This window comes from Streptomyces fuscichromogenes (genome assembly GCF_014645815.1).
Lineage (GTDB): Bacteria > Actinomycetota > Actinomycetes > Streptomycetales > Streptomycetaceae > Streptomyces > Streptomyces fuscichromogenes.
Map to the genome: position 1 here is coordinate 436,732 of NZ_BMML01000004.1, position 17,581 is coordinate 454,312.

At 71.3% G+C, this 17,581-nt stretch carries 14 protein-coding genes; 7 read left to right on the forward strand and 7 right to left on the reverse strand.

What is annotated here, in order from left to right; genetic code table 11:
- Positions 1-207 precede the first annotated feature (207 nt).
- The 4 genes from IEZ11_RS11360 to msrB all read left to right on the forward strand — a co-directional run bounded on the left by IEZ11_RS11360 (position 208) and on the right by msrB (position 3,585).
- Positions 208-999 carry a pyrimidine reductase family protein gene (locus tag IEZ11_RS11360; RefSeq protein ID WP_189262659.1) on the forward strand — a complete coding sequence of 264 codons (792 nt, stop codon included), beginning with the start codon at positions 208-210 and terminating at the stop codon, positions 997-999.
- Between the two features lie 172 nt (positions 1,000-1,171).
- Positions 1,172-1,627 carry an indole-3-glycerol phosphate synthase gene (locus tag IEZ11_RS11365; protein ID WP_189262660.1) on the forward strand — a complete coding sequence of 152 codons (456 nt, stop codon included), beginning with the start codon at positions 1,172-1,174 and terminating at the stop codon, positions 1,625-1,627.
- A gap of 148 nt (positions 1,628-1,775) precedes the next feature.
- Positions 1,776-3,164, forward strand: coding sequence for a UDP-N-acetylmuramate--L-alanine ligase (gene murC / locus IEZ11_RS11370; protein WP_189262542.1), 1,389 nt, complete (start codon positions 1,776-1,778; stop codon positions 3,162-3,164).
- Between the two features lie 13 nt (positions 3,165-3,177).
- Positions 3,178-3,585, forward strand: a complete 408-nt coding sequence (gene msrB / locus IEZ11_RS11375) for a peptide-methionine (R)-S-oxide reductase MsrB (protein WP_189262543.1) — start codon at positions 3,178-3,180, stop codon at positions 3,583-3,585.
- Positions 3,586-3,711: 126 nt separating this feature from the next.
- On the opposite strand, the gene IEZ11_RS11380 is transcribed toward msrB, so the two are convergent.
- The 7 genes from IEZ11_RS11380 to IEZ11_RS11410 all read right to left on the reverse strand — a co-directional run bounded on the left by IEZ11_RS11380 (position 3,712) and on the right by IEZ11_RS11410 (position 13,424).
- On the reverse strand, positions 3,712-5,280 hold the full coding sequence (locus tag IEZ11_RS11380) for an amino acid adenylation domain-containing protein (RefSeq protein ID WP_189262544.1): 1,569 nt from the start codon (positions 5,278-5,280) through the stop codon (positions 3,712-3,714).
- A gap of 240 nt (positions 5,281-5,520) precedes the next feature.
- Positions 5,521-6,744, reverse strand: coding sequence for an ATP-binding protein (locus IEZ11_RS11385; RefSeq protein WP_189262545.1), 1,224 nt, complete (start codon positions 6,742-6,744; stop codon positions 5,521-5,523).
- Positions 6,741-8,363 carry a phosphotransferase gene (locus IEZ11_RS11390; RefSeq protein ID WP_229712955.1) on the reverse strand — a complete coding sequence of 541 codons (1,623 nt, stop codon included), beginning with the start codon at positions 8,361-8,363 and terminating at the stop codon, positions 6,741-6,743. Before IEZ11_RS11390 ends, IEZ11_RS11385 begins: the two co-directional genes overlap by 4 nt.
- 13 nt (positions 8,364-8,376) lie before the next feature.
- Positions 8,377-9,675, reverse strand: coding sequence for a lysine N(6)-hydroxylase/L-ornithine N(5)-oxygenase family protein (locus IEZ11_RS11395; protein ID WP_189262547.1), 1,299 nt, complete (start codon positions 9,673-9,675; stop codon positions 8,377-8,379).
- 70 nt (positions 9,676-9,745) lie between these two features.
- Positions 9,746-10,930, reverse strand: a complete 1,185-nt coding sequence (locus IEZ11_RS11400; protein ID WP_189262548.1) for an ATP-grasp domain-containing protein — start codon at positions 10,928-10,930, stop codon at positions 9,746-9,748.
- A gap of 5 nt (positions 10,931-10,935) precedes the next feature.
- Entirely contained in the window at positions 10,936-12,168 is a 1,233-nt protein-coding gene (locus IEZ11_RS11405; RefSeq protein WP_189262549.1) for an MFS transporter, read from the reverse strand.
- Positions 12,165-13,424, reverse strand: coding sequence for an ATP-grasp domain-containing protein (locus IEZ11_RS11410; protein ID WP_189262550.1), 1,260 nt, complete (start codon positions 13,422-13,424; stop codon positions 12,165-12,167). The genes IEZ11_RS11405 and IEZ11_RS11410 overlap by 4 nt, the downstream gene beginning before the upstream one ends.
- A gap of 650 nt (positions 13,425-14,074) precedes the next feature.
- Here IEZ11_RS11410 and IEZ11_RS11415 point away from each other — a divergent pair.
- The 3 genes from IEZ11_RS11415 to IEZ11_RS11425 are packed head-to-tail and all read left to right on the forward strand — an operon-like array spanning position 14,075 to position 17,581.
- The gene (locus IEZ11_RS11415) at positions 14,075-14,344 is read left to right on the forward strand and encodes an MbtH family protein (RefSeq protein ID WP_189262551.1); all 270 of its coding nucleotides are present in this window, start codon (positions 14,075-14,077) and stop codon (positions 14,342-14,344) included.
- On the forward strand, positions 14,341-16,782 hold the full coding sequence (locus IEZ11_RS11420) for a condensation domain-containing protein (RefSeq protein ID WP_189262552.1): 2,442 nt from the start codon (positions 14,341-14,343) through the stop codon (positions 16,780-16,782). Before IEZ11_RS11415 ends, IEZ11_RS11420 begins: the two co-directional genes overlap by 4 nt.
- On the forward strand, positions 16,775-17,581 hold the full coding sequence (locus IEZ11_RS11425; protein WP_189262553.1) for a hypothetical protein: 807 nt from the start codon (positions 16,775-16,777) through the stop codon (positions 17,579-17,581). The genes IEZ11_RS11420 and IEZ11_RS11425 overlap by 8 nt, the downstream gene beginning before the upstream one ends.

The window sequence follows — 17,581 nt, forward strand, 5'->3', positions numbered from 1 at the left end:
GGCGGGTCCGAGGCCTCCGGCGGGCCGGTCGGCGGGGAGGGGCCCGGAGCCGGGCCGAGTGCCTCCGGCGGCTTGGCCGAGGGGGCGGGGCATGGCGGAGGGTCCGAGGCCTCCGGCGGGCCGGCTGTGGGGGAGGGGCTTGCGGGCGGTGTGGGTGGCTCCGGGGCGGCGGCCGAGGGGGCGGCGTCCGGCGGTCCGGTCGGCGGGGTGCGTGCCGGGGCCGGGCCGGGCTCCGGTGGGGGGAGTGGTTCCGGTTCCGGGTTCGGATCTGTCGACCGGGAGTGGAGTCTCGGTGAGCTGGCGCTCGCCTACGCCTATCCCGAGTCCGCCGGGCGGGAGGTCTGGCTGCGGGCCAACATGGTGTCGACGCTTGACGGGGCCGGTCAGCACGACGGGCGGTCGCAGCCCATCTCCGGTGCGGCCGACATGCGCATCTTCGGCACCCTGAGAGGACTCGCGGACGTCGTCGTCGTCGGTGCGGAAACGGTACGGCAGGAGGGGTACCGGCCGGTACGCGAGCGGGCGGATTTCGCTGCGGCCCGGACCGCGGCCGGCCAGGCCGCGGTCGCCGCGGTCGCCGTCGTGACCGCGAGCCTCGACCTCGACCTCTCGCTCCCGCTGTTCACCTCGCCCCTCGTGCCCACCCTGATCCTGACCGGCGCGGCGGCCGCCCCCGACCGCGTCGCCGCCGCCGAGCGCGCCGGCGCCCGGGTGGTGATCGCCGGTGACGGCGTCGGCGTCGACCCCGCCCGCGCGGTCCGCGCCCTGGCCGGCCTCGGACACACCCGGCTGCTCACCGAGGGCGGTCCCCGGCTGCTCGGGCAGTTCGTCGCCGCCGACGTCCTCGACGAGCTGTGCCTGACGGTCTCCCCGATGCTCACGGCGGGCGACGCGCAGCGGATCGCCGGGGGACCCGGTGTCGCTGTACCCCGACGCTTCGAACTAGTGTCCCTCCTGGAGGAGGCCGGATTCCTGTTCGGCCGCTACCGCCGGTCCTGAAAACGGCGGAATATACCGTTCCGCTTAGCTTCCGGCGGGCAAACTGAATCCGGCAGTACCCGTGCGATCACGGGGCAGGATGGTTTCCGCAGGGGTGCTGGGCCCCACGAAGGACAGAGGGTCGAAGTGATCCTCTAAGGAGAAGAGGCGCCTGGTGTTCACAAGCGTTCTGATGATCGAGAAGGCCCTGACGTCCGCCGACGTGGAGTTCGTCACGACCTTGCACGGGGACGAGCAGGTCGCCTTCCATGTGCTGCTCCAGCCGCGCGGCGACCAGGCGGACCGCCTGCTGCGGGCCATCGACGACATCGCGCTCGGCGAACTCGACGAGGCCGCGCGCGAGCGGGAGACGCCGGAGGGAGAAGCGGCCAAGGGCCCCGCCGAGCAGGCGCTGGCCGTGTCCCTGACGGCTCTGCGGGCGGCGGGAAGCGCGGCGGAGGGGCGGCTGGTCGAGGACCACCCGCTGGACGCGCTGCGCAAGCTGGTGGAAGAGGTCGGCGCGGACGAGGTGATCGTGCTGACCGATCCGCACTACGTGGAGGAGTTCTTCCACCGGGACTGGGCGTCCCGGGCGCGGCACAAGGTGGGGGTGCCGGTGCTGAAGCTGTTCTCGCACAGCAAGGCCTAGACGCCGTAGGGGGTGCGGTGCGTTGTGGCTGGTCGCGCAGTTCCCCGCGCCCCCAGGTGGGGATGGCGTGCGTCCTTTGCGAAGCGACCCGTGGTGCAGCACATAGGCTAGGGCTGCTTTGGCACGTCACCGTCTCTGGGAGAAACACATGGCACCCGGCCTTCCTTCCGCCATGGAGCGACCGCACTTCATCGGGATCGGCGGCGCCGGGATGTCGGGGATCGCCAAGATCCTCGCCCAGCGCGGTGCCGAGGTGGCCGGGAGCGACGCCAAGGAGTCGGAGACCGCCGAGGCGCTGCGGGCGCTCGGCGTCACCGTGCACATCGGGCACGCCGCCGGGCACCTCGCCGACGACGCCAGCTGTGTCGTCGTCTCCTCGGCGATCCGGCAGGACAACCCGGAGCTGGCCCGCGCGGCCGAACTGGGCATCCCGGTGGTGCACCGCTCGGACGCCCTCGCCGCCCTGATGGACGGTCTGCGTCCGATCGCGGTCGCCGGCACCCACGGCAAGACCACCACCACGTCCATGCTCGCGGTGTCCCTGACCGCGCTGGGCCGGACCCCCTCGTACGCCATCGGCGGCGACCTGGACGCCCCCGGCTCCAACGCCCTGCACGGCGCGGGCGAGATCTTCGTCGCCGAGGCGGACGAGTCGGACCGCAGCTTCCACAAGTACGCGCCCGAGGTCGCCATCGTCCTCAACGTGGAGCTCGACCACCACGCCAACTACGCCTCGATGGACGAGATCTACGAGTCCTTCGAGACCTTCGCGGGCCGCATCGTGCCCGGCGGCACGCTGGTGGTCAACGCCGACCACGAGGGGGCGCGCGAGCTGACCCGGCGGGTGGCCTGCAAGGTGAACACGGTGACGTACGGGGAGGCCGCGGACGCCGACGTCCGGGTGCTGTCCGTCGTACCGCAGGGTCTCAAGAGCGAGGTCACCGTCCTGCTGGACGGCACCGAGCTGACCTTCGGGGTCTCCGTACCCGGCCGGCACTACGCGCACAACGCGGTCGCCGCGCTGGCCGCGGGCGTGGCGCTCGGGATCCCGGCCGCGGAACTCGCACCCGCCCTGGCCGCGTACACCGGGGTCAAGCGGCGCCTCCAGCTCAAGGGCGAGGCGGCCGGGGTCCAGGTCATCGACTCCTACGCCCACCACCCGACCGAGATGACCGCCGACCTGGAGGCCATGCGCGCCGCCGCCGGGGACGCCCGGATCCTGGTCGTCTTCCAGCCGCACCTCTTCTCCCGGACCCAGGAGCTGGGCAAGGAGATGGGCGACGCGCTGGCCCTCGCGGACGCCTCGGTCGTCCTCGACATCTACCCGGCCCGCGAGGACCCGATCCCCGGGGTCACCAGCGAGCTGATCATCGAGGCGGCACGGGCCGCGGGCGCCGACGTCACCGCCGTGCACGACAAGGACGAGGTCCCCGCCGTGGTCGCGGGAATGACGAAGCCCGGTGATCTGGTTCTCACCATGGGCGCGGGCGATGTGACCGACCTGGGCCCGAGGATCCTGGAACGCCTGGCGAAGTGAGGGGCTGAGAGTCATGTCGTACGACGTCGAGAAGCCGGACGAGCAGTGGCGGGCGGAGCTGTCGCCGGCCGAGTACGCCGTGCTGCGTCAGGCGGCGACCGAGCCGGCCTTCAGGGGTGAGTACACCGACACCAAGACCAAGGGCGTGTACTCCTGTCGCGCCTGTGGTGCCGAGCTGTTCACCTCCGGCACGAAGTTCGAGTCCCACTGCGGGTGGCCGAGCTTCTACGACCCGAAGGACACCGACGCGGTCGAGCTGATCGAGGACCGCACGCACGGGATGGTCCGCACCGAGGTGCGGTGCGCGCGCTGCGGCTCGCATCTCGGGCACGTGTTCGAGGGTGAGGGGTATGCGACCCCGACCGACCAGCGGTACTGCATCAACTCGATCTCACTGCGGCTGGAGCCGGACGAGGCGTGAGCCCCGCGGCGTGACCGGCCGCCGGCGGTGGGTCTCCGGGGGTCCCCGCGTGGTCGTGCGTCGGCACGCACGCGGGGACGCCCCGCCGGACCGCCGGGCGCGGCCCGGGTACTCCCCGGCCGCCCGTCAGCCGGTGCGCGAGGGACGCGTGCCGAGCCCGGCCAGGGCCCGCCGGTCGGTCTTGCCGGACGGCGTGAGGGGCAGCGCGTCCAGGACGCGATAGCGGTCGGGCATCATGTGCGGCGGGAGCTCGGTGCCCGCGTGCGCGCGCAGCCTGGCCTGCAGACCGTCCTCCTGCCCCGGTGCCGGGACCACGCAGGCGAGCAGGAGACTGCTCCCGGACGAGGTGGTGGCCACGGTGACGGCGACGTCGCTCAGCAGCCCGGAATCACGCAGGACGGCTTCTATCTCGCCGGGTTCGATGCGGAACCCGCGTACTTTCAGCTGCTGGTCGGCCCGGCCCGCGTACTCCAGCTCGCCGTCCGGCAGTTCCCGGGCCAGGTCTCCGGTCCGGTAGTGCGGCAGCGGCCCGGACACCGTCTCCAGGACGACGAAGCGCTCCCGGGTCAGCTCCGCCCGGTTGAGGTAGCCGGCCGACACCCCCGACCCCGACACCCACATCTCGCCGACGGTTCCCGGTTCCACAGGGCGCCGTTCCTCGTCGAGCAGCCGCACCGACAGATGAGGCAGCGGCCGTCCGATCGGCGAGAGCACGTCCCCGGCGAGGGCCGCGTCGTCCAGCGCCTTGTAGGTGACGTGGACCGTCGTCTCCGTGATGCCGTACATGTTGACGGCCTTCGGGCGGGACCCGCGAACCCGGTTCAGGAACTCCCGTACGACCGGGAGGTCCACGCTTTCCCCGCCGAAGACCAGGTGGCGCACGGACAGCGGCGGGGAGCCCGCCACGCTGTGGGCCTTCGAGGTGTAGCGGAAGACCGAGGGCACCTGGTTCAGCACGGTGATCCGCTGCTCCACCAGGAGGCCGACCAGTTCCTGCGGCGAGCGCGCCACCTCGTCGGGTACGACGACCAGGGTGCCCCCGGTGCTGAAGGCGCCCCACAACTCCCAGACGGAGAAGTCGAAACTGAGCGAGTGGAACAGCGTCCACCGCTCCTCGGGACCGAAGTCGAACAGCGGCACGGCCGCGTGCAGCAGGGCCAGCACGTTCCCGTGGGTCACCAGACAGCCCTTGGGGCGGCCGGTGGAGCCGGAGGTGTAGATGACGTAGGCGGTGTCGTCGGCGGTGGGCCGCGATCCCGGCCGCGCCCCGGCCGAGGCGACGGGCCCGTCCGGCTCGACCGCCGCCGACTCCTCGTCCAGGACGGTCAGGTCCTTGCCCAGCTCCACCTTGCGTGCCGCGGGGCCGGTGACGACCCGCAGGTCCGCGTCCTCGGCTATGTGACGCAGCCGTTCGGCGGGGTAGGACGGGTCGAGCGGCACATAGGCGGCGCCGGTCTTCAGGATCGCCAGAATCGTCACCACGGAGGCCGACGAACGGTCCACGAGGGCACCGACCAGGTCCCCCGGGCCCACACCGTGCCGGGCCAGGGTGCCCGCGAGCCGGTCCGAGCGGGTGTCCAGCTCCGCGTACGTCCACACCTGCGCGCCGTCCCGCAGGGCGACGGCCTCGGGAACCCGGGCGACGCACCGGCGGAACAGGTCCGGCAACGAGTCGGGATCCGGTAGCGGGGTCATGCGGTATCTCCTTCCGGCGTGCCAGGCTGCGGGCCCCGGCCCGCACGGCAGCGTCAACGAGGAACTTCCGGGACCGGGCCGGGGACCTGTCGGACCCGCCCGGCCGGGCGGAAGTGGTGCCCTGGGCCGGACACGACGGCCGCGAGACCGCTGTCGGCACCTGACACGTGGGTGTTCCTTCCCCGTCTTCGCCCGCAGCTCGGACCGACCGGCTAAACGTGCGGCAAAGAACGACGGTCGCTACGCCGGGGCGACCTCGAGGACGTAGGTACGGGCCAGGTCCTCGACGCGTTTGGGCACGAGTGCCGCCTCGGCCGTCGCGAGGAACACCAGACCGGTGGTCGAGGCGGAGTGCAGCCGGGTGCCGATGGTGTCGCCGGTCCGCGTGGACATCCGCACCTCGACCACATCCGGTACCCGGGCCAACTCCTCGGCGGTGGAGATGCGCACGACGCGTCCGGGCCGCACCGGCAGGTCGCAGTTGGCGATGATCTCGTCCCGCAGCGCCGCGACCGGACCGCTGACCCCGGCCGGGCGACCGAGCGAGGTGTCCATGAACACCCGCCAGAGGTCGATGCCGTACTTCATCCGGACCGCGTCGACGATGCCGCCGCCGGCCGGCCGGCAGGAGATCTCGCCGATCACGAACCCGTCGGGCGTCCCGAACAGCTCCATGTGCGTCACGCCGCTGTCCAGCCCGAGGGCGCTCACGGTGGCCTGGTGCAGCTCGTGGATCACCGCGACGGCCGGGTCGTCCTCGGGCAGCAGATACGAGCCGGTGAAGGCGTCCGTCCGGCCCAGGAGCGGCATGAAGTAGCGCTGCACGGCGGCGAATTCGACTCGTCCGCCCGAGACCACCCCGTCACAGTGGTACTCGCCCTCCATCTCGACGAACCGCTCGACGAGCAGCGGGCACGCGGCCCGGCGCAGACCGTCCGCGGCGGACGAGGCGAGCAGCTCGGTCAGCTCCTGGGCCGAGGACAGCAGGAAGGTGTTCATGGAGCCGGTACCGAGGGCCGGCTTGAGCACCACCGGCCAGCCGAGCTCGGCGGCAGCGGCGAGGGCCTGCTCGCACGACCCGATCACGCGGTGCGCGGCGACCGGCAGACCCGCCGCGGTGAGGACCGACTTCATCACCGCCTTGTTGGAGAACCGGTTGGCCGTCTCGAAGCCGATCCCGCCCAGCCCCAGGAACGAACGCAGATAGCCGCCGGCGGGCAGGCTCCGCTCGGACGGAGCCACCACGTGGTCGATCGGCCGGCGCGCCGACAGGTCCAGGGCCACCCGGCGGACGGCGGTCAGGTCGGCGATGTCGTCGACGAAGTGCAGCCGTACGTCCGGGGTGTACATCCGGGCGTACGAGCTTTCGGTGATGACGTCGATCTCGGCGTCGGGCGCCGCCGCGCGAAGCCGGTCCACCGCCTCGGACTTGCCGGAGTTCACCACCAACACGTGAGCGCTCATGCCAGTTCCGTCCGCGCGCGGTCGAGGTACCACAGGACATAGGCGTAGACGGCGAGCCAGGTCTGCGGGGTGGCGAGCGCACGCTCGTACTTCAGCCAGCCCGCGAGGGCGTTCGCCGCACCGACGTACAACCTCGCGCGCAGGACGCGCGGTTCGGTGTCCGGCCCGAGTCCGGCGAGCAGCCGCTCCTCGAACCGCGCCAGGTTGCCGTCCACGGTGAAGGGGGCCGTCAGCCCGGAGAGGTCGAGCGTGCCGTCCGGTGCCGCGGGCAACTCGGGCAGCAGCGCCTCGGACGTGCCGTCGGCGACGGCCTGGAGCAGCCCGCTCATCGGCAGCGCGCTGTGCAGCAGGGTCGCGAAGTCGTAGCTGGGATCGCCGAATCCGATGTCCGGCCGGTCCCGGCCGTCCCACACCGTGCGCGGGTCGACGAAGACCGGGGAGCCGTCGCCGCGGCGCAGCATGTTCTTGAGGTGTACGTCCCCGTGCACCAGGCATCCGGAGTCCGGCAGCAGCGAGGCCGAGGCCTCGTCCAGCCAGCGCGTCATGGCCGTGTACCCCGCCGGCCGGCTCCCGGTCGGCAGGACCACGTCGGCACCGAGTACGGTCCCCAGGTCCCAGCCGGGGAAGAAGGACCGGAAGGTCGCCACGAACCCCTCGTGCTCCACCACGGCGTGGAAACGCTCACGGAAGAGGTAGTCCGCGACGGTCGGCCGCTGTGCTCTGGCCGTCGACGTGTAGAGGACCCGCAGCAGTCGAAGGTGCGGTTCGAGCGCCGGCAGCGCCTCGTCGGCGAGCACGAACTTCGCCTTGTCGGCGAAGACGACATTGTCCAGGGTGAGCGGTTCGACCTGCTCCATCAGGGACGTCGCCTGCGCACCCTCGTGGTGCACCCCGTGCAGGACCGGGAACAGCGGGGGATGCCCCTGTGCCATGAGCCCGGTGTTCACCTCTGTCACGAACGCGGTCTCCGCGTCGATGACCGCGCGCGGCCCGACCTTGGCCACCAGCGGGACGCCCGCCTCGAAGGCCACGATGCCCAGTGAGTCCGCGCCGTTGGCGTAGGTGGCCGTGACACCGGACGACGTGACGGCCGAGCCGGTCCCGGCGGCCTCGGCCCAGTCGCGCAGCCGGTCGGCCGTGAGCAGGTCGATCACCGCGCGGGTGTGCGCCACGCTGTCGGTGATGCCGGTGACCAGGAGGCCGTCGCGCGACCCGCCCAGCACCATGGTCCAGCGCAGCAGGAAGCGGCCCTCGTCGACGTCGGTGTGCGGCACCAGCGCCGCGTCGTCCGCGGTGAACCTCGCGACGGACCGGCTGAGCGCGCCCAGATGGGCATGCTTCTCGGGCGGCTCGGTGCTCGCGGCGGCGACGGTGACGCCCAGCTGCGACAGCTGCCCCGACGCGGCGGACAACAGCAGCATCTGGTTGGTGCAGCCGGAGAGTTGCGCGTGCCGTTCGCCGACGCCGTGTCCGGGATAGGCGAACACCACGGACACCGCGCCCTCGGGCAGGGGCGTGCCGTGCCGATCGAGGACCGCGTGCACGGCGGCGCGCTCCTCGTCGGTCGTGATGCGCACGGTGCCATGCAGGTCAGTGGCCGTTGCGGCCGGGATGCTCACGGGTTCCGCACTCCTAACGGGACTCGACGGACGTGTTCTCGGCGAGGGACTGGACGATCTCCGCGGCGCGCATGGGCATCAGCGAGAGCAGCACTTCGCTGAACCCGTGGGTGGCCTCCGCGAAGCCTTGCAGGAAGATCCGCGGCGCGAAGCCCTCGACGCTCTCGATGGCGTAGTCGCGGCGGATCGCGTACCGCTCCGGGGTCTCCATCCGCAGGTGCGCACCGAGCCCGGCCAGTGCGGGGACCGGCATCTGATAGCGGTAACCGGTGGCCAGAATGACGGCGTCGGCCTCGACCTTGCTGGTCTCGGCGCTGTCGAGGTGGAAGTAGGTGGCCACCGCGCGGTCGGCGTCCGAGTACGCCCCGACGAGTTCGGTGAACCGGTGCAGGCTGAGCGCACCGCACCCGGAGGAGAGGTCCTCGTAGTACTCGCGGTAGATCTGCGGAATGAGGTCGTAGCTCACGCCGGTGTGGGCGGCCAGGCCGTAGTCGTCGATGATCTTCTGCCGGAACTCGCTGTCCTGGCGGTGGAACCAGTCCGGGAACTCGGGCAGGAAGAGCTCGTTGACGAAGTGCGTGTCGTCCTCGGGCCGCATGGCGAAGCCCCGGATGTTCGTGGTGATCCGCGCGTTGGGATAGGAACGGCGCAGGTGCATGAACACATCGGCCGAGGTCTGGCCGGAGCCGACGATGTTGAAGTGGTACGGCGCCGACAGGTCGTCGAACGATTCCTCCAGACGCTCCCGGGTCTCGGAGGCGTGGAAGACCCGGTCGCCGAGTGCGGTGTCCTCGGGAACGTGCGGGGTACCGCCCGGCGCCAGCAGCAGATTGCGGGTGAGCACCGACCGCGTGGCCCCGTCGGCCCGGTCCCGTACGGTCACCCGCAGCAGCTCGATGCCGTCCTCACCCGGTACGCCGGACACGTCCAGGACGTCGGTGCCCCAGCGGACCAGGTCGTCGAACTGCTGGGCGGCCCAGGCGTAGTAGGCGTTGAACTCTACGCGCGTCGGATAGAAGGTGCGCAGGTTGATGAACTTCGCCAGCCGGTCCGGGCTCTGCTCGGCGAGGTAGTTCAGAAAGGAGAAGCGGCTGCGCGGGTTGCGCATCGTGATGAGGTCCTTGGTGAAGGAGACCTGCATCTCCGCCCCGGCGAACATCAGCCCGGGGTGCCAGGCGAAGCCGGGTTTGCGGTCGAAGAAGACGGAGCGCAGCGGATGGCCGGACTCTTCCAGGGCGATCGCGACGGCCAGGTTCGAGGGTCCGAAACCGATGCCGACGAGGTCATGGATGTCCCGTTCGTTGACGTGCACGTCAGGTTCTCTCCTTGTGACGGAGGACAGGGCGAGCTGAGTGGATGAGCGGGCTGGGCGCGCCGGGCGGTCAGCCGCGCCGGCACAGGACGCGTAGTCGGTGTTCGAGCTCTTCCTCGTCGACGCCCTCGACCAGGAAGCGGGCCTTCCCGTCCACCGCGTCGACCGGGTCGTCCTGCTGTTCCGGGCGCTCCGGGGCGGAGAACTCGACCAGCCAGTCCGGGCGGTGGGCCGGGACCCTCGGCTGCGGACCGCCGGTCCACAGCAGCCAGCCGGTCGGCGCGGCACCGCGCTCCGGCTCCGCGGGCTCCGTCCACAGCCCGACGGAGAGCAGACAGGCGGCCCGGGACAGGTCGACGCCGTAGGTGTGGCGGACGGCGTTCTTGATGAGCGCTCCGCCGGTGCGGCAGGCGACCTCGCCGGCGAAGAAGGCGCCCGAGGAGTCCTCGAGGAACTCCATGTGCAGAACATGGACTCCGTGCCCCTCGGACAGGCCGGCCACGAAGCGTTCGGCGGTGTCGGTGAGCAGTTTCGCGCGGGGTGACCCGCCGTCGAGCATGACCGAGGCGAGGTTGTCGGTGCGGAACCGGTGCGGCGGGCTGAGGTAACGCGACGGCGAGACGAGCAGCGCCGTACCGCCGTCGACGAGGACGTCCACGTGGTGGACGGTGCTCTCGATGTACTGCTCGGCCATCAGGCCGCCGCCGTGCAGGGCGGTGAGCAGGCCGGGGTCGTCGAGACAGGCCTGCCGGACCGCCGGTCCGTCGGCCAGCACCCGTACCCCGGCGGATCCGGCGCCGTCCCGCGGCTTGACCACGATCGTGCCCAGGTCCTCCTGGGCCGCGTACAGGTCCGCGCAGCAGCGCACCTCGCGATAGGGCACCGCGGGCACCGGGAGCCCGTCGAACAGGTGCTTCATGGCGACCTTGTCCCGGAACCGCAGTGCCGTCGTCGAGCCGACTCCGGGGATCCCGAAGAGGGTCCGCGCCTCGGCGGCCCGCAGCACGTCGTCCTCCGAGTTCACGAAGATCCGGTCCGGCCGGTCGGCGGCGCAGAGCCGGAGCAGTTCGGCGGTCGTGGCCGGTGACTCGTAGTCGTCCACGATCACCCGGCGGACGCCCGCGGCGAGGTCGTCGGCCGGGCGGTCGGTGTCGGCCGAGGTGAGCAGGGTGATGCGGGTCTGCGGGGCGGCCGCTCGGATCCAGTGGTCGTACCGCGCGGCCGACTGGGGCCGTTGCATGATCAGGACGTGCATGTTCGTCACCCTTTCGCCGTGACAAGGCGGTGGTCGAGCCGGGCGACCGGCAGGGGCAGCAGCAGGACCGCGCAGAGCAGCAGGGCGCCGAGCGCGGCCCAGCCGGCCCCGCCGAAGCCGAGTACGACGACGGTGATCAGCGGCGGGCCGAGCACGTCCTGGACGCTGTTGCCGAGCGCGAAGATCGAGAGGTACTCCGCCTTGCGGTGCTCGGGCGCGTATTTGTAGGACAGTTCCCAGGAACCGATCGAGTGCCAGAGTTCCCCGGCGGTCAGCAGCAGGGTCGCGACGACCAGCGTGGCGCCGGCGAACACCGGGCCGAGCGGGGCCGCGGCGACGGCGAACACCGCGCAGGAGGCGATCAGCGCGAGGCCGGCCAGTCTCATCGCGCGCAGCCCGCCGTCGGCCCGTTCCGCGCCCTTGGCGAGGGGGACCTGGAACAGCACCACCAGCACGGTGTTCAGCACCACCAGCGCCGACACCAGCGCGGCGGGCGCGTCCGTCTCCCGCACCGTCCACAGCGGGATGGCCACGGCCAGCACGGACATGTGTACGGCGAGTACGCAGCTCAGCGCGCTCAGTTCGAGGTAGCGCCGGTCGCCGAACCCCCGCAGGAAGCTCAGCCCGCCTCGGCGTACCGGCGGTGGCGCCGTCTCCACCCGCAGCCGTGCCAGCAGCAGCGCGGCGAGCACGAACGACGCGGCGTCGGCGAGGATGATCGTCCGGTAGGCCAGGGTCGAACCGGCGGCCAGCAGCGGGGCGGTGAGCATGGCGCCGACGGAGAACCCGATGTTGCGCACCGAGCGCATCGTGGCCAGGGTGCGGGTGCGGTCCCGGCCCGGCACCGCCACCGACACCACCGACTGGCTCGCGGGCGAGACCGCGCGCTCGACGAGGCCGAGGAGCGCCGACACCACGACGAAGGCGACCGGCCCGTGCACGAAGGCGAGGGCCGCGAACCAGACCGCCCGCCACAGCTGATAGGCCATCAGCATCCGCCGGGCGCCCCAGCGGTCGGTGAGCACCCCGAGCGGAACCGTGGCCAGGAACGCGGTCAGCCCGGTCGCGGCCAGTCCGAGGCCGACCTGGGCATCGCTCAGGCCGATCACGTGGATGAAGAAGATCGTGGATCCGGCCAGGTAGAAGCCGGTGCCCACGGAATCGAGCAGCGCGACCAGGGCGAATGCCCGGCCGGCCGCCGACTCCGGGACATAGGTCCGCAGGAGTCGGGAGATCATGAAGTGCGGACCTCGATCAGCCCGGCCGCGGCCGCCGCGTTCTGCCCGGCATGCGTTCCGGTGCTGCCGGTGGCCAGCAGATGGCCGATGCGATCCCAGGAACTGGTCACTTCCTTGACCACCGTGCCCGGTTCCGCGGCGAGATCGACCTCGCGCACGCCTTCCGCGGCCCGGCTCTCCGCCAGTCCCGTGACCGTACGCACCACGCCCGGCTGTGCGGAGAGGAACCGGATCGCCGCGCCCGCGAGGGCCGGGCCACGGGTGGGCGGAGCACCTTCCTGCAGGACGGCGAGCAGGTCGGCGACGATCCGGCCGCCGTAGGCGAGGTCGATCAGCAGGTCGATGCTGTCGCCCGGCAGCCGCCCCGCGCACTCGACGAGATGCGGCCGTACCCCGTCGACCAGGATCCACTCGGCGTGCAGCACGCCGGACCCGAACCCCGTCGAGGTGACCAACAGCCGCATCAGCCGGTGGAGTTCGCCGGTGACCGCGGGCGGGAGCGAAGCGGGGACGACATGGCCGAGCTCGACCGGTGACGGTCCCGGGTGCAGCAGCTTCTCGGTGATGTTCAGGAACAGGAGCTCACCGCCGTCGACCAGGCATTCCACGCTGACCTCCGGCCCGGACAGCCGCTCCTCGACGAGGAACCGGCCGGCCCCGGTGTCGCGAGCGCGCATCCTCGGCTCGTCGGCGGTCGTCGTGCCCACCCAGGCCAGCGCCGCGTCGTCGTCGGCGTCGAGCAGCCGGACACCCAGACTGGCCTGTCGGTCGGCCGGTTTCAGTACACAGCGGCCGCCGTGTGCGGCCCGGAACGCGACCACGTCCGCCACGCTTTCGGCCGGCCGCCAACGAGGCTGCGGCAGACCGGCGGAATCGGCGTGGGCGCGCAGCGCGGCCTTGTTCCGCAGGATCGCCGCGGCCGGTGTGCCCGCTCCGGGTAGTCCCCAGGCATCGGCCAGCGCCGCTGCCGCGACCACGCCGTACTCGGTCGCCGGAACGACGGCGCGGATATGTCGTGGTCTGGAAACCGCGCGCACCACCCGGGCGGGATCCTGTTCGTTCTGAACCGGTGCGTGGACGACCCCTGCGACGCATGGATGGTTCACGATCCGCCGGGGAACATCGCGGGCGGCAGAGACGTATTCGTCCTCCACGACGAGCACGGACGCGGCCGGTAACAGGCTGTCGAGGTCGGAGATCAGTCCTTTGCTGAACCCGCACAGGACATGCGTGACGTCCACGTAGTGCTCCCCCATGAAAGACAGTCAAAACCAAGCACGAGCAGCGAACCGCGGAGCCTTCGACGCATCCGCCGCGTAGTCCAGGGTTCACTTCATGTTCACTCCTGCACGCTCTCGCGATCAAGTCATTTTCGCGGAAGGAAAATCACAAACCCCGGAGAGTGTTTGCTTGTTTCGCAGTGATTGTATCGGTATGTCCGACTGAAGAAGTCGGTGTGATGCTCCATCGGTGACGTTCCGGTCGGCTGTGATCGCAAACGCACAGTGTCCGGTTACATCCCTTTGCAGGTGGATATTTCTGGCCGCATAACAGGAACCGGGAATCTCACTTCCGGGTCGCGACCGGCGGTGACATGGAGAGTTCCTTATTGCCTTGACTGTGCAGGAGCCGGTCCCTTAAGTTCGGGAAGTCGTCAACTAGATTCAGGTTTCGTGGAGTGATGCCCTGATCGCCCGGACTCGGCTAGGTGTCAACAATGGGGGAGCTAGACGCACGATCCGGTTTTGGTTGCTCGTTCGCGCCTATCAAGGCTGCTCATGCGCTGATTCTGCGCACCGGACGTTTGCTGTGATGCGAACAGTGCCGGGGTGGCGGCGGCCGGCGATCCCATTGCGAGCATTTTCTTGATCCGACCCCGGCGGCGAAGTGCTGCCGTTGCTTTGCCATGCGCGTGGTGCGTGTATTTGGTGTCGGATTTTATCGTTCATTGATTTACGTGGAAGGGATTCGTGTGTCGTCCGATTCGCGTTCCGTCCTTTATCAGGTGGTCATCAACGACGCGGAGCAGTATTCGATCTGGCCGGTCGGCGCCGCAGTCCCGGCCGGATGGCGCGCCGAGGGCCCGGCCCGGCCCGAGGAGGAGTGCCTCAGCCACATCGAAGAGGCGTGGACCGACATGCGCCCGCTGAGTCTTCGTCATCGGGCGGCGGAATGAGCACCCGAGCCGCACGCCTCCCGGGCGGCCGGACGGCGGGTATCACGCATCACGAGTCCATCGTCGAGGCCCCGGTCTCCGAGCAGCAGCGCGCGATGTGGTTCCTGGAACGGACCGGACGGCCCGGCACCTACAACATCGGCTCGACGGTCCGCATCCGCGGCGAGTTGGACGTGCCCGCCCTGAGAACGGCGTTGGCGGAGGTGGTCGACCGGCACTGGATCCTGCGCTCCGTCCTCACCGAGACCGGGAGCAAGAGCGGGACCGGGAGCGATGCCGGCAGCGGGACCGGCGGCGAGGGCGAGGGCGACGTCAGGCAGCGCGTCCGGCAGCTCGACGAGATCGAGTTGTTCGACGAGAGCTGGGACGGGCGGGCCGAGGCCCCCTTCGACCTCGGCACCGGTCCTCTCGTCCGCGCCCGGATCGACCGGCAGGCACCCGACGACCACCTCTTCTACCTGTGCTTCCACCACGCGGTCTACGACGGGGGATCGGCGCCGGTCTTCTGGCGCGAACTGTGGCGGGCGTATCGGGGAGAACGCCTCGACGAACCCGCCGTGCAGTACGCGGACTACGCGATCTGGCAGCAGCGGAGGCTGGCCGGCGGGGTCCTCGACCAGCAGGCCCAGTGGTGGGCCGACACGCTCAAGGGCTGTCCGGTACTGACCACACTGCCCGCCGACCGGCCCCGCCCGGCCCATCCGACCAACGCCGGGCACGAGTTACGGCTGAGGATGCCGGAGCCGGTCCGCCGTGGCGTCGACGCGCTGGCGGAGACCGAGGGCGCCAGCTTCTACATGGTCGTGCTGGCGGTGTTGCAGGCGTTCGTGTCCCGGGTGGCCCAGCAGGACGACGTGGTGATCGGCTCCCCGCTGTCCGGCCGGGTCCGGCCCGAACTGCGGGAGGTCGTCGGCTGCTTCGTCAACACCGTCGCCACCCGCGCCGACCTCTCGGACGATCCGTCGTTCCGCACGCACCTGAGCCGGACCCGCGATCAGGTGCTGGACCTCTTCGACCATCTTGAACTGCCGTTCGACCGCGTGGTGGAGACCGTCAACCCGCCCCGGTCGCCCAGCTGGTCACCGCTGTTCCAGATGCTCTACGTGCACCAGGGCGACATCACCGAGCGGGACACGCCGCCGGAGCTGCACGTGACCGAGGTGGACGAACGCACCGACAGCGCCAAGTTCGACTGGCTCGTCACCACGTGGCAGGACGCGGACGGCATGGTCCTCAGCATCGAGTACGCCACCGAGCTGTTCGACGACGGGACGGTACGCCGCCTCGCCGACGAGTTCCTCGGCATGCTGGCCGCCGCGGTCGCCGACCCGGAAGCGGCCCTGAGCGAGCACCCGTTGACCGCCTCGGCCGGACTCGTGGGGAGTGCGCCGGTCGCGCCCGGGGCCGCCGATGCCGCAGCTGTCCCCGGTGCCGCGGAGTTTGCCGCCGAGGAGCCGGCCACCCCCACCGAGCGGTACCTCGCCGGACTCTGGCAGCAACTCCTGGACGTCCCGCGGGTACGCCGCAACGACGACTTCTTCCTGCTGGGCGGACACTCGTTCCTCGGTATCCGGCTGCTCAACCGGGTCCGCCTGCAGTACGGCGTGGACCTGCCCGCCGCGGCGCTCTTCGAGGCCCGCACCCTGTACCGGCTCGGCCGGGCGATCGACCGTGCGCTGACCGCCCCGGCCGCGCCCGAGCTGCTGCCGATGGCGGAGGGCACCGGGCCGGCGTTCTTCCTGGTCCACCCGGTCGGCGGCGGAGTGGGCTGCTACGCCGGTCTGGCCAGACACCTGGGATGCCCCGTCTACGCGCTGGAGGCGGTGGGCCTGGGCACGGTCGAGGAGATGGCGGAGGCGTATCTGGCGGCCGTCGAGTCGACCGCGCTGCCGCCGCTGGCCGTCGGCGGCTGGTCGATGGGCGGTGTGGTGGCCTTCGAGATGGCCCGACGCCTCGAACTGCGCACCGGCCGCGCCCTCCCGGTGCTGATGATCGACAGCCATGTGCCCGAGCCGGACACCGAGCCGCCCACGGAGGCCGACCTGGTCTCCTGGTTCGCCGCGGACTGGGGAGCCGCCGTCGGCACCGACCTCGGCCCGTCCCTCACCACCCGGGAGCAGCTCTGGCAGCGCGCCCGGGACCGCGGGCTGCTCGAACCCCCGGGCGACGGCGGCCTGGTGGAGCGGCTGCTCGACCGGTTCGAGATCAACCTGCACGCCCTGCGGGACTTCACCGTCACCGGCCGGTACCCGGGCCGGGTCTGTCTGATCCGGGCCGACGACGAGCCCGGGGACCAGGCCGATCACGGCTGGGGCGCGGTGACCACGCGGCCGGTGCGCACCATCGCGCTGCCGGGCGACCACTACGGCGTCATGCGCGGACCCGAGCTGGCGCCGACCCTCGCCCGGCTCCTCCGGGAGGCGATCGACCATGGCTGACACCCTGGTGGTGCTGGACTTCCCGGGCCGGCGTGCCGAGGCCCGCCTGTCTGACCTGCGCCTCCAGGACCGGGGCTGGCACGTGCTGTACCCGATCAGCGAGCCGTTCAGCCGGGCGGTGGATCCGTCGGAGTACGTGGCGCACCTGGCACGGCGCTGCGCCGGCGCGGAGATCCGCGCGGTCCTCGCCTACTGCATGGCGGCCCCCCTGGCACGCGACCTGGCGGTGCGCCTGGGCGGCGTGGACACCCCGCTCCCGGTGGTGTTCTTCGACGGGGAGCCGGGCACCGGTACGGAGGTCCGCGACACGGTACGGGTCATCGTGCGCCAGCTCACCGGCGGGCCCGCCGACGACCTCGACGGCGAACTCACCGCGGCGCTGGCCGACGCCGGTCTCCGGGACCGACCGGAGCGGGCCATGGAACTGCTGGCCGACCGGATGATCCGGCTGGGCGCCGAGGTCTTCCGGGAGGACGGTCTCGACCAGGACGAGGCGGTGGCGGCCGCGACCCGGGTGTCCGGCTTCTACCTCGACTGGATCGCCTTCCTCGTGGCCTCGTTCCGGGCCGGGTCCCCGGCGCCCCGCGCGGGCTCCGTCACCCATGTCCGCTCGGCCGACCAGCCGGTGAGCGACGACTGGATCGACGCCCGCTCCCTCGACGTGCATGTCGTCGACTGCGTCCGGGCGGACCTGCTCGCCGATCCGCGTACCCGTGAGCTGGCCGCGGACCTCCTGGGGCGTCCCGCCCCCGCCACCTCGCCCGGTGGTCCTCACATCCTCTCTTCCGCTGTGGAGTGA

Excerpts from the sequence above, each read along its gene's own strand:
- IEZ11_RS11365 (WP_189262660.1), top strand. The coding sequence starts at position 1,172 with ATGATCGAGAAGGCCCTGACGTCCGCCGACGTGGAGTTCGTCACGACC.
- murC (WP_189262542.1), top strand. The coding sequence starts at position 1,776 with ATGGCACCCGGCCTTCCTTCCGCCATGGAGCGACCGCACTTCATCGGG.
- msrB (WP_189262543.1), top strand. The coding sequence starts at position 3,178 with ATGTCGTACGACGTCGAGAAGCCGGACGAGCAGTGGCGGGCGGAGCTG.
- IEZ11_RS11380 (WP_189262544.1), bottom strand. The coding sequence starts at position 5,280 with ATGACCCCGCTACCGGATCCCGACTCGTTGCCGGACCTGTTCCGCCGG.
- IEZ11_RS11385 (WP_189262545.1), bottom strand. The coding sequence starts at position 6,744 with ATGAGCGCTCACGTGTTGGTGGTGAACTCCGGCAAGTCCGAGGCGGTG.
- IEZ11_RS11400 (WP_189262548.1), bottom strand. The coding sequence starts at position 10,930 with ATGCACGTCCTGATCATGCAACGGCCCCAGTCGGCCGCGCGGTACGAC.
- IEZ11_RS11405 (WP_189262549.1), bottom strand. The coding sequence starts at position 12,168 with ATGATCTCCCGACTCCTGCGGACCTATGTCCCGGAGTCGGCGGCCGGC.
- IEZ11_RS11410 (WP_189262550.1), bottom strand. The coding sequence starts at position 13,424 with ATGGGGGAGCACTACGTGGACGTCACGCATGTCCTGTGCGGGTTCAGC.
- IEZ11_RS11415 (WP_189262551.1), top strand. The coding sequence starts at position 14,075 with ATGCGCGTGGTGCGTGTATTTGGTGTCGGATTTTATCGTTCATTGATT.
- IEZ11_RS11420 (WP_189262552.1), top strand. The coding sequence starts at position 14,341 with ATGAGCACCCGAGCCGCACGCCTCCCGGGCGGCCGGACGGCGGGTATC.
- IEZ11_RS11425 (WP_189262553.1), top strand. The coding sequence starts at position 16,775 with ATGGCTGACACCCTGGTGGTGCTGGACTTCCCGGGCCGGCGTGCCGAG.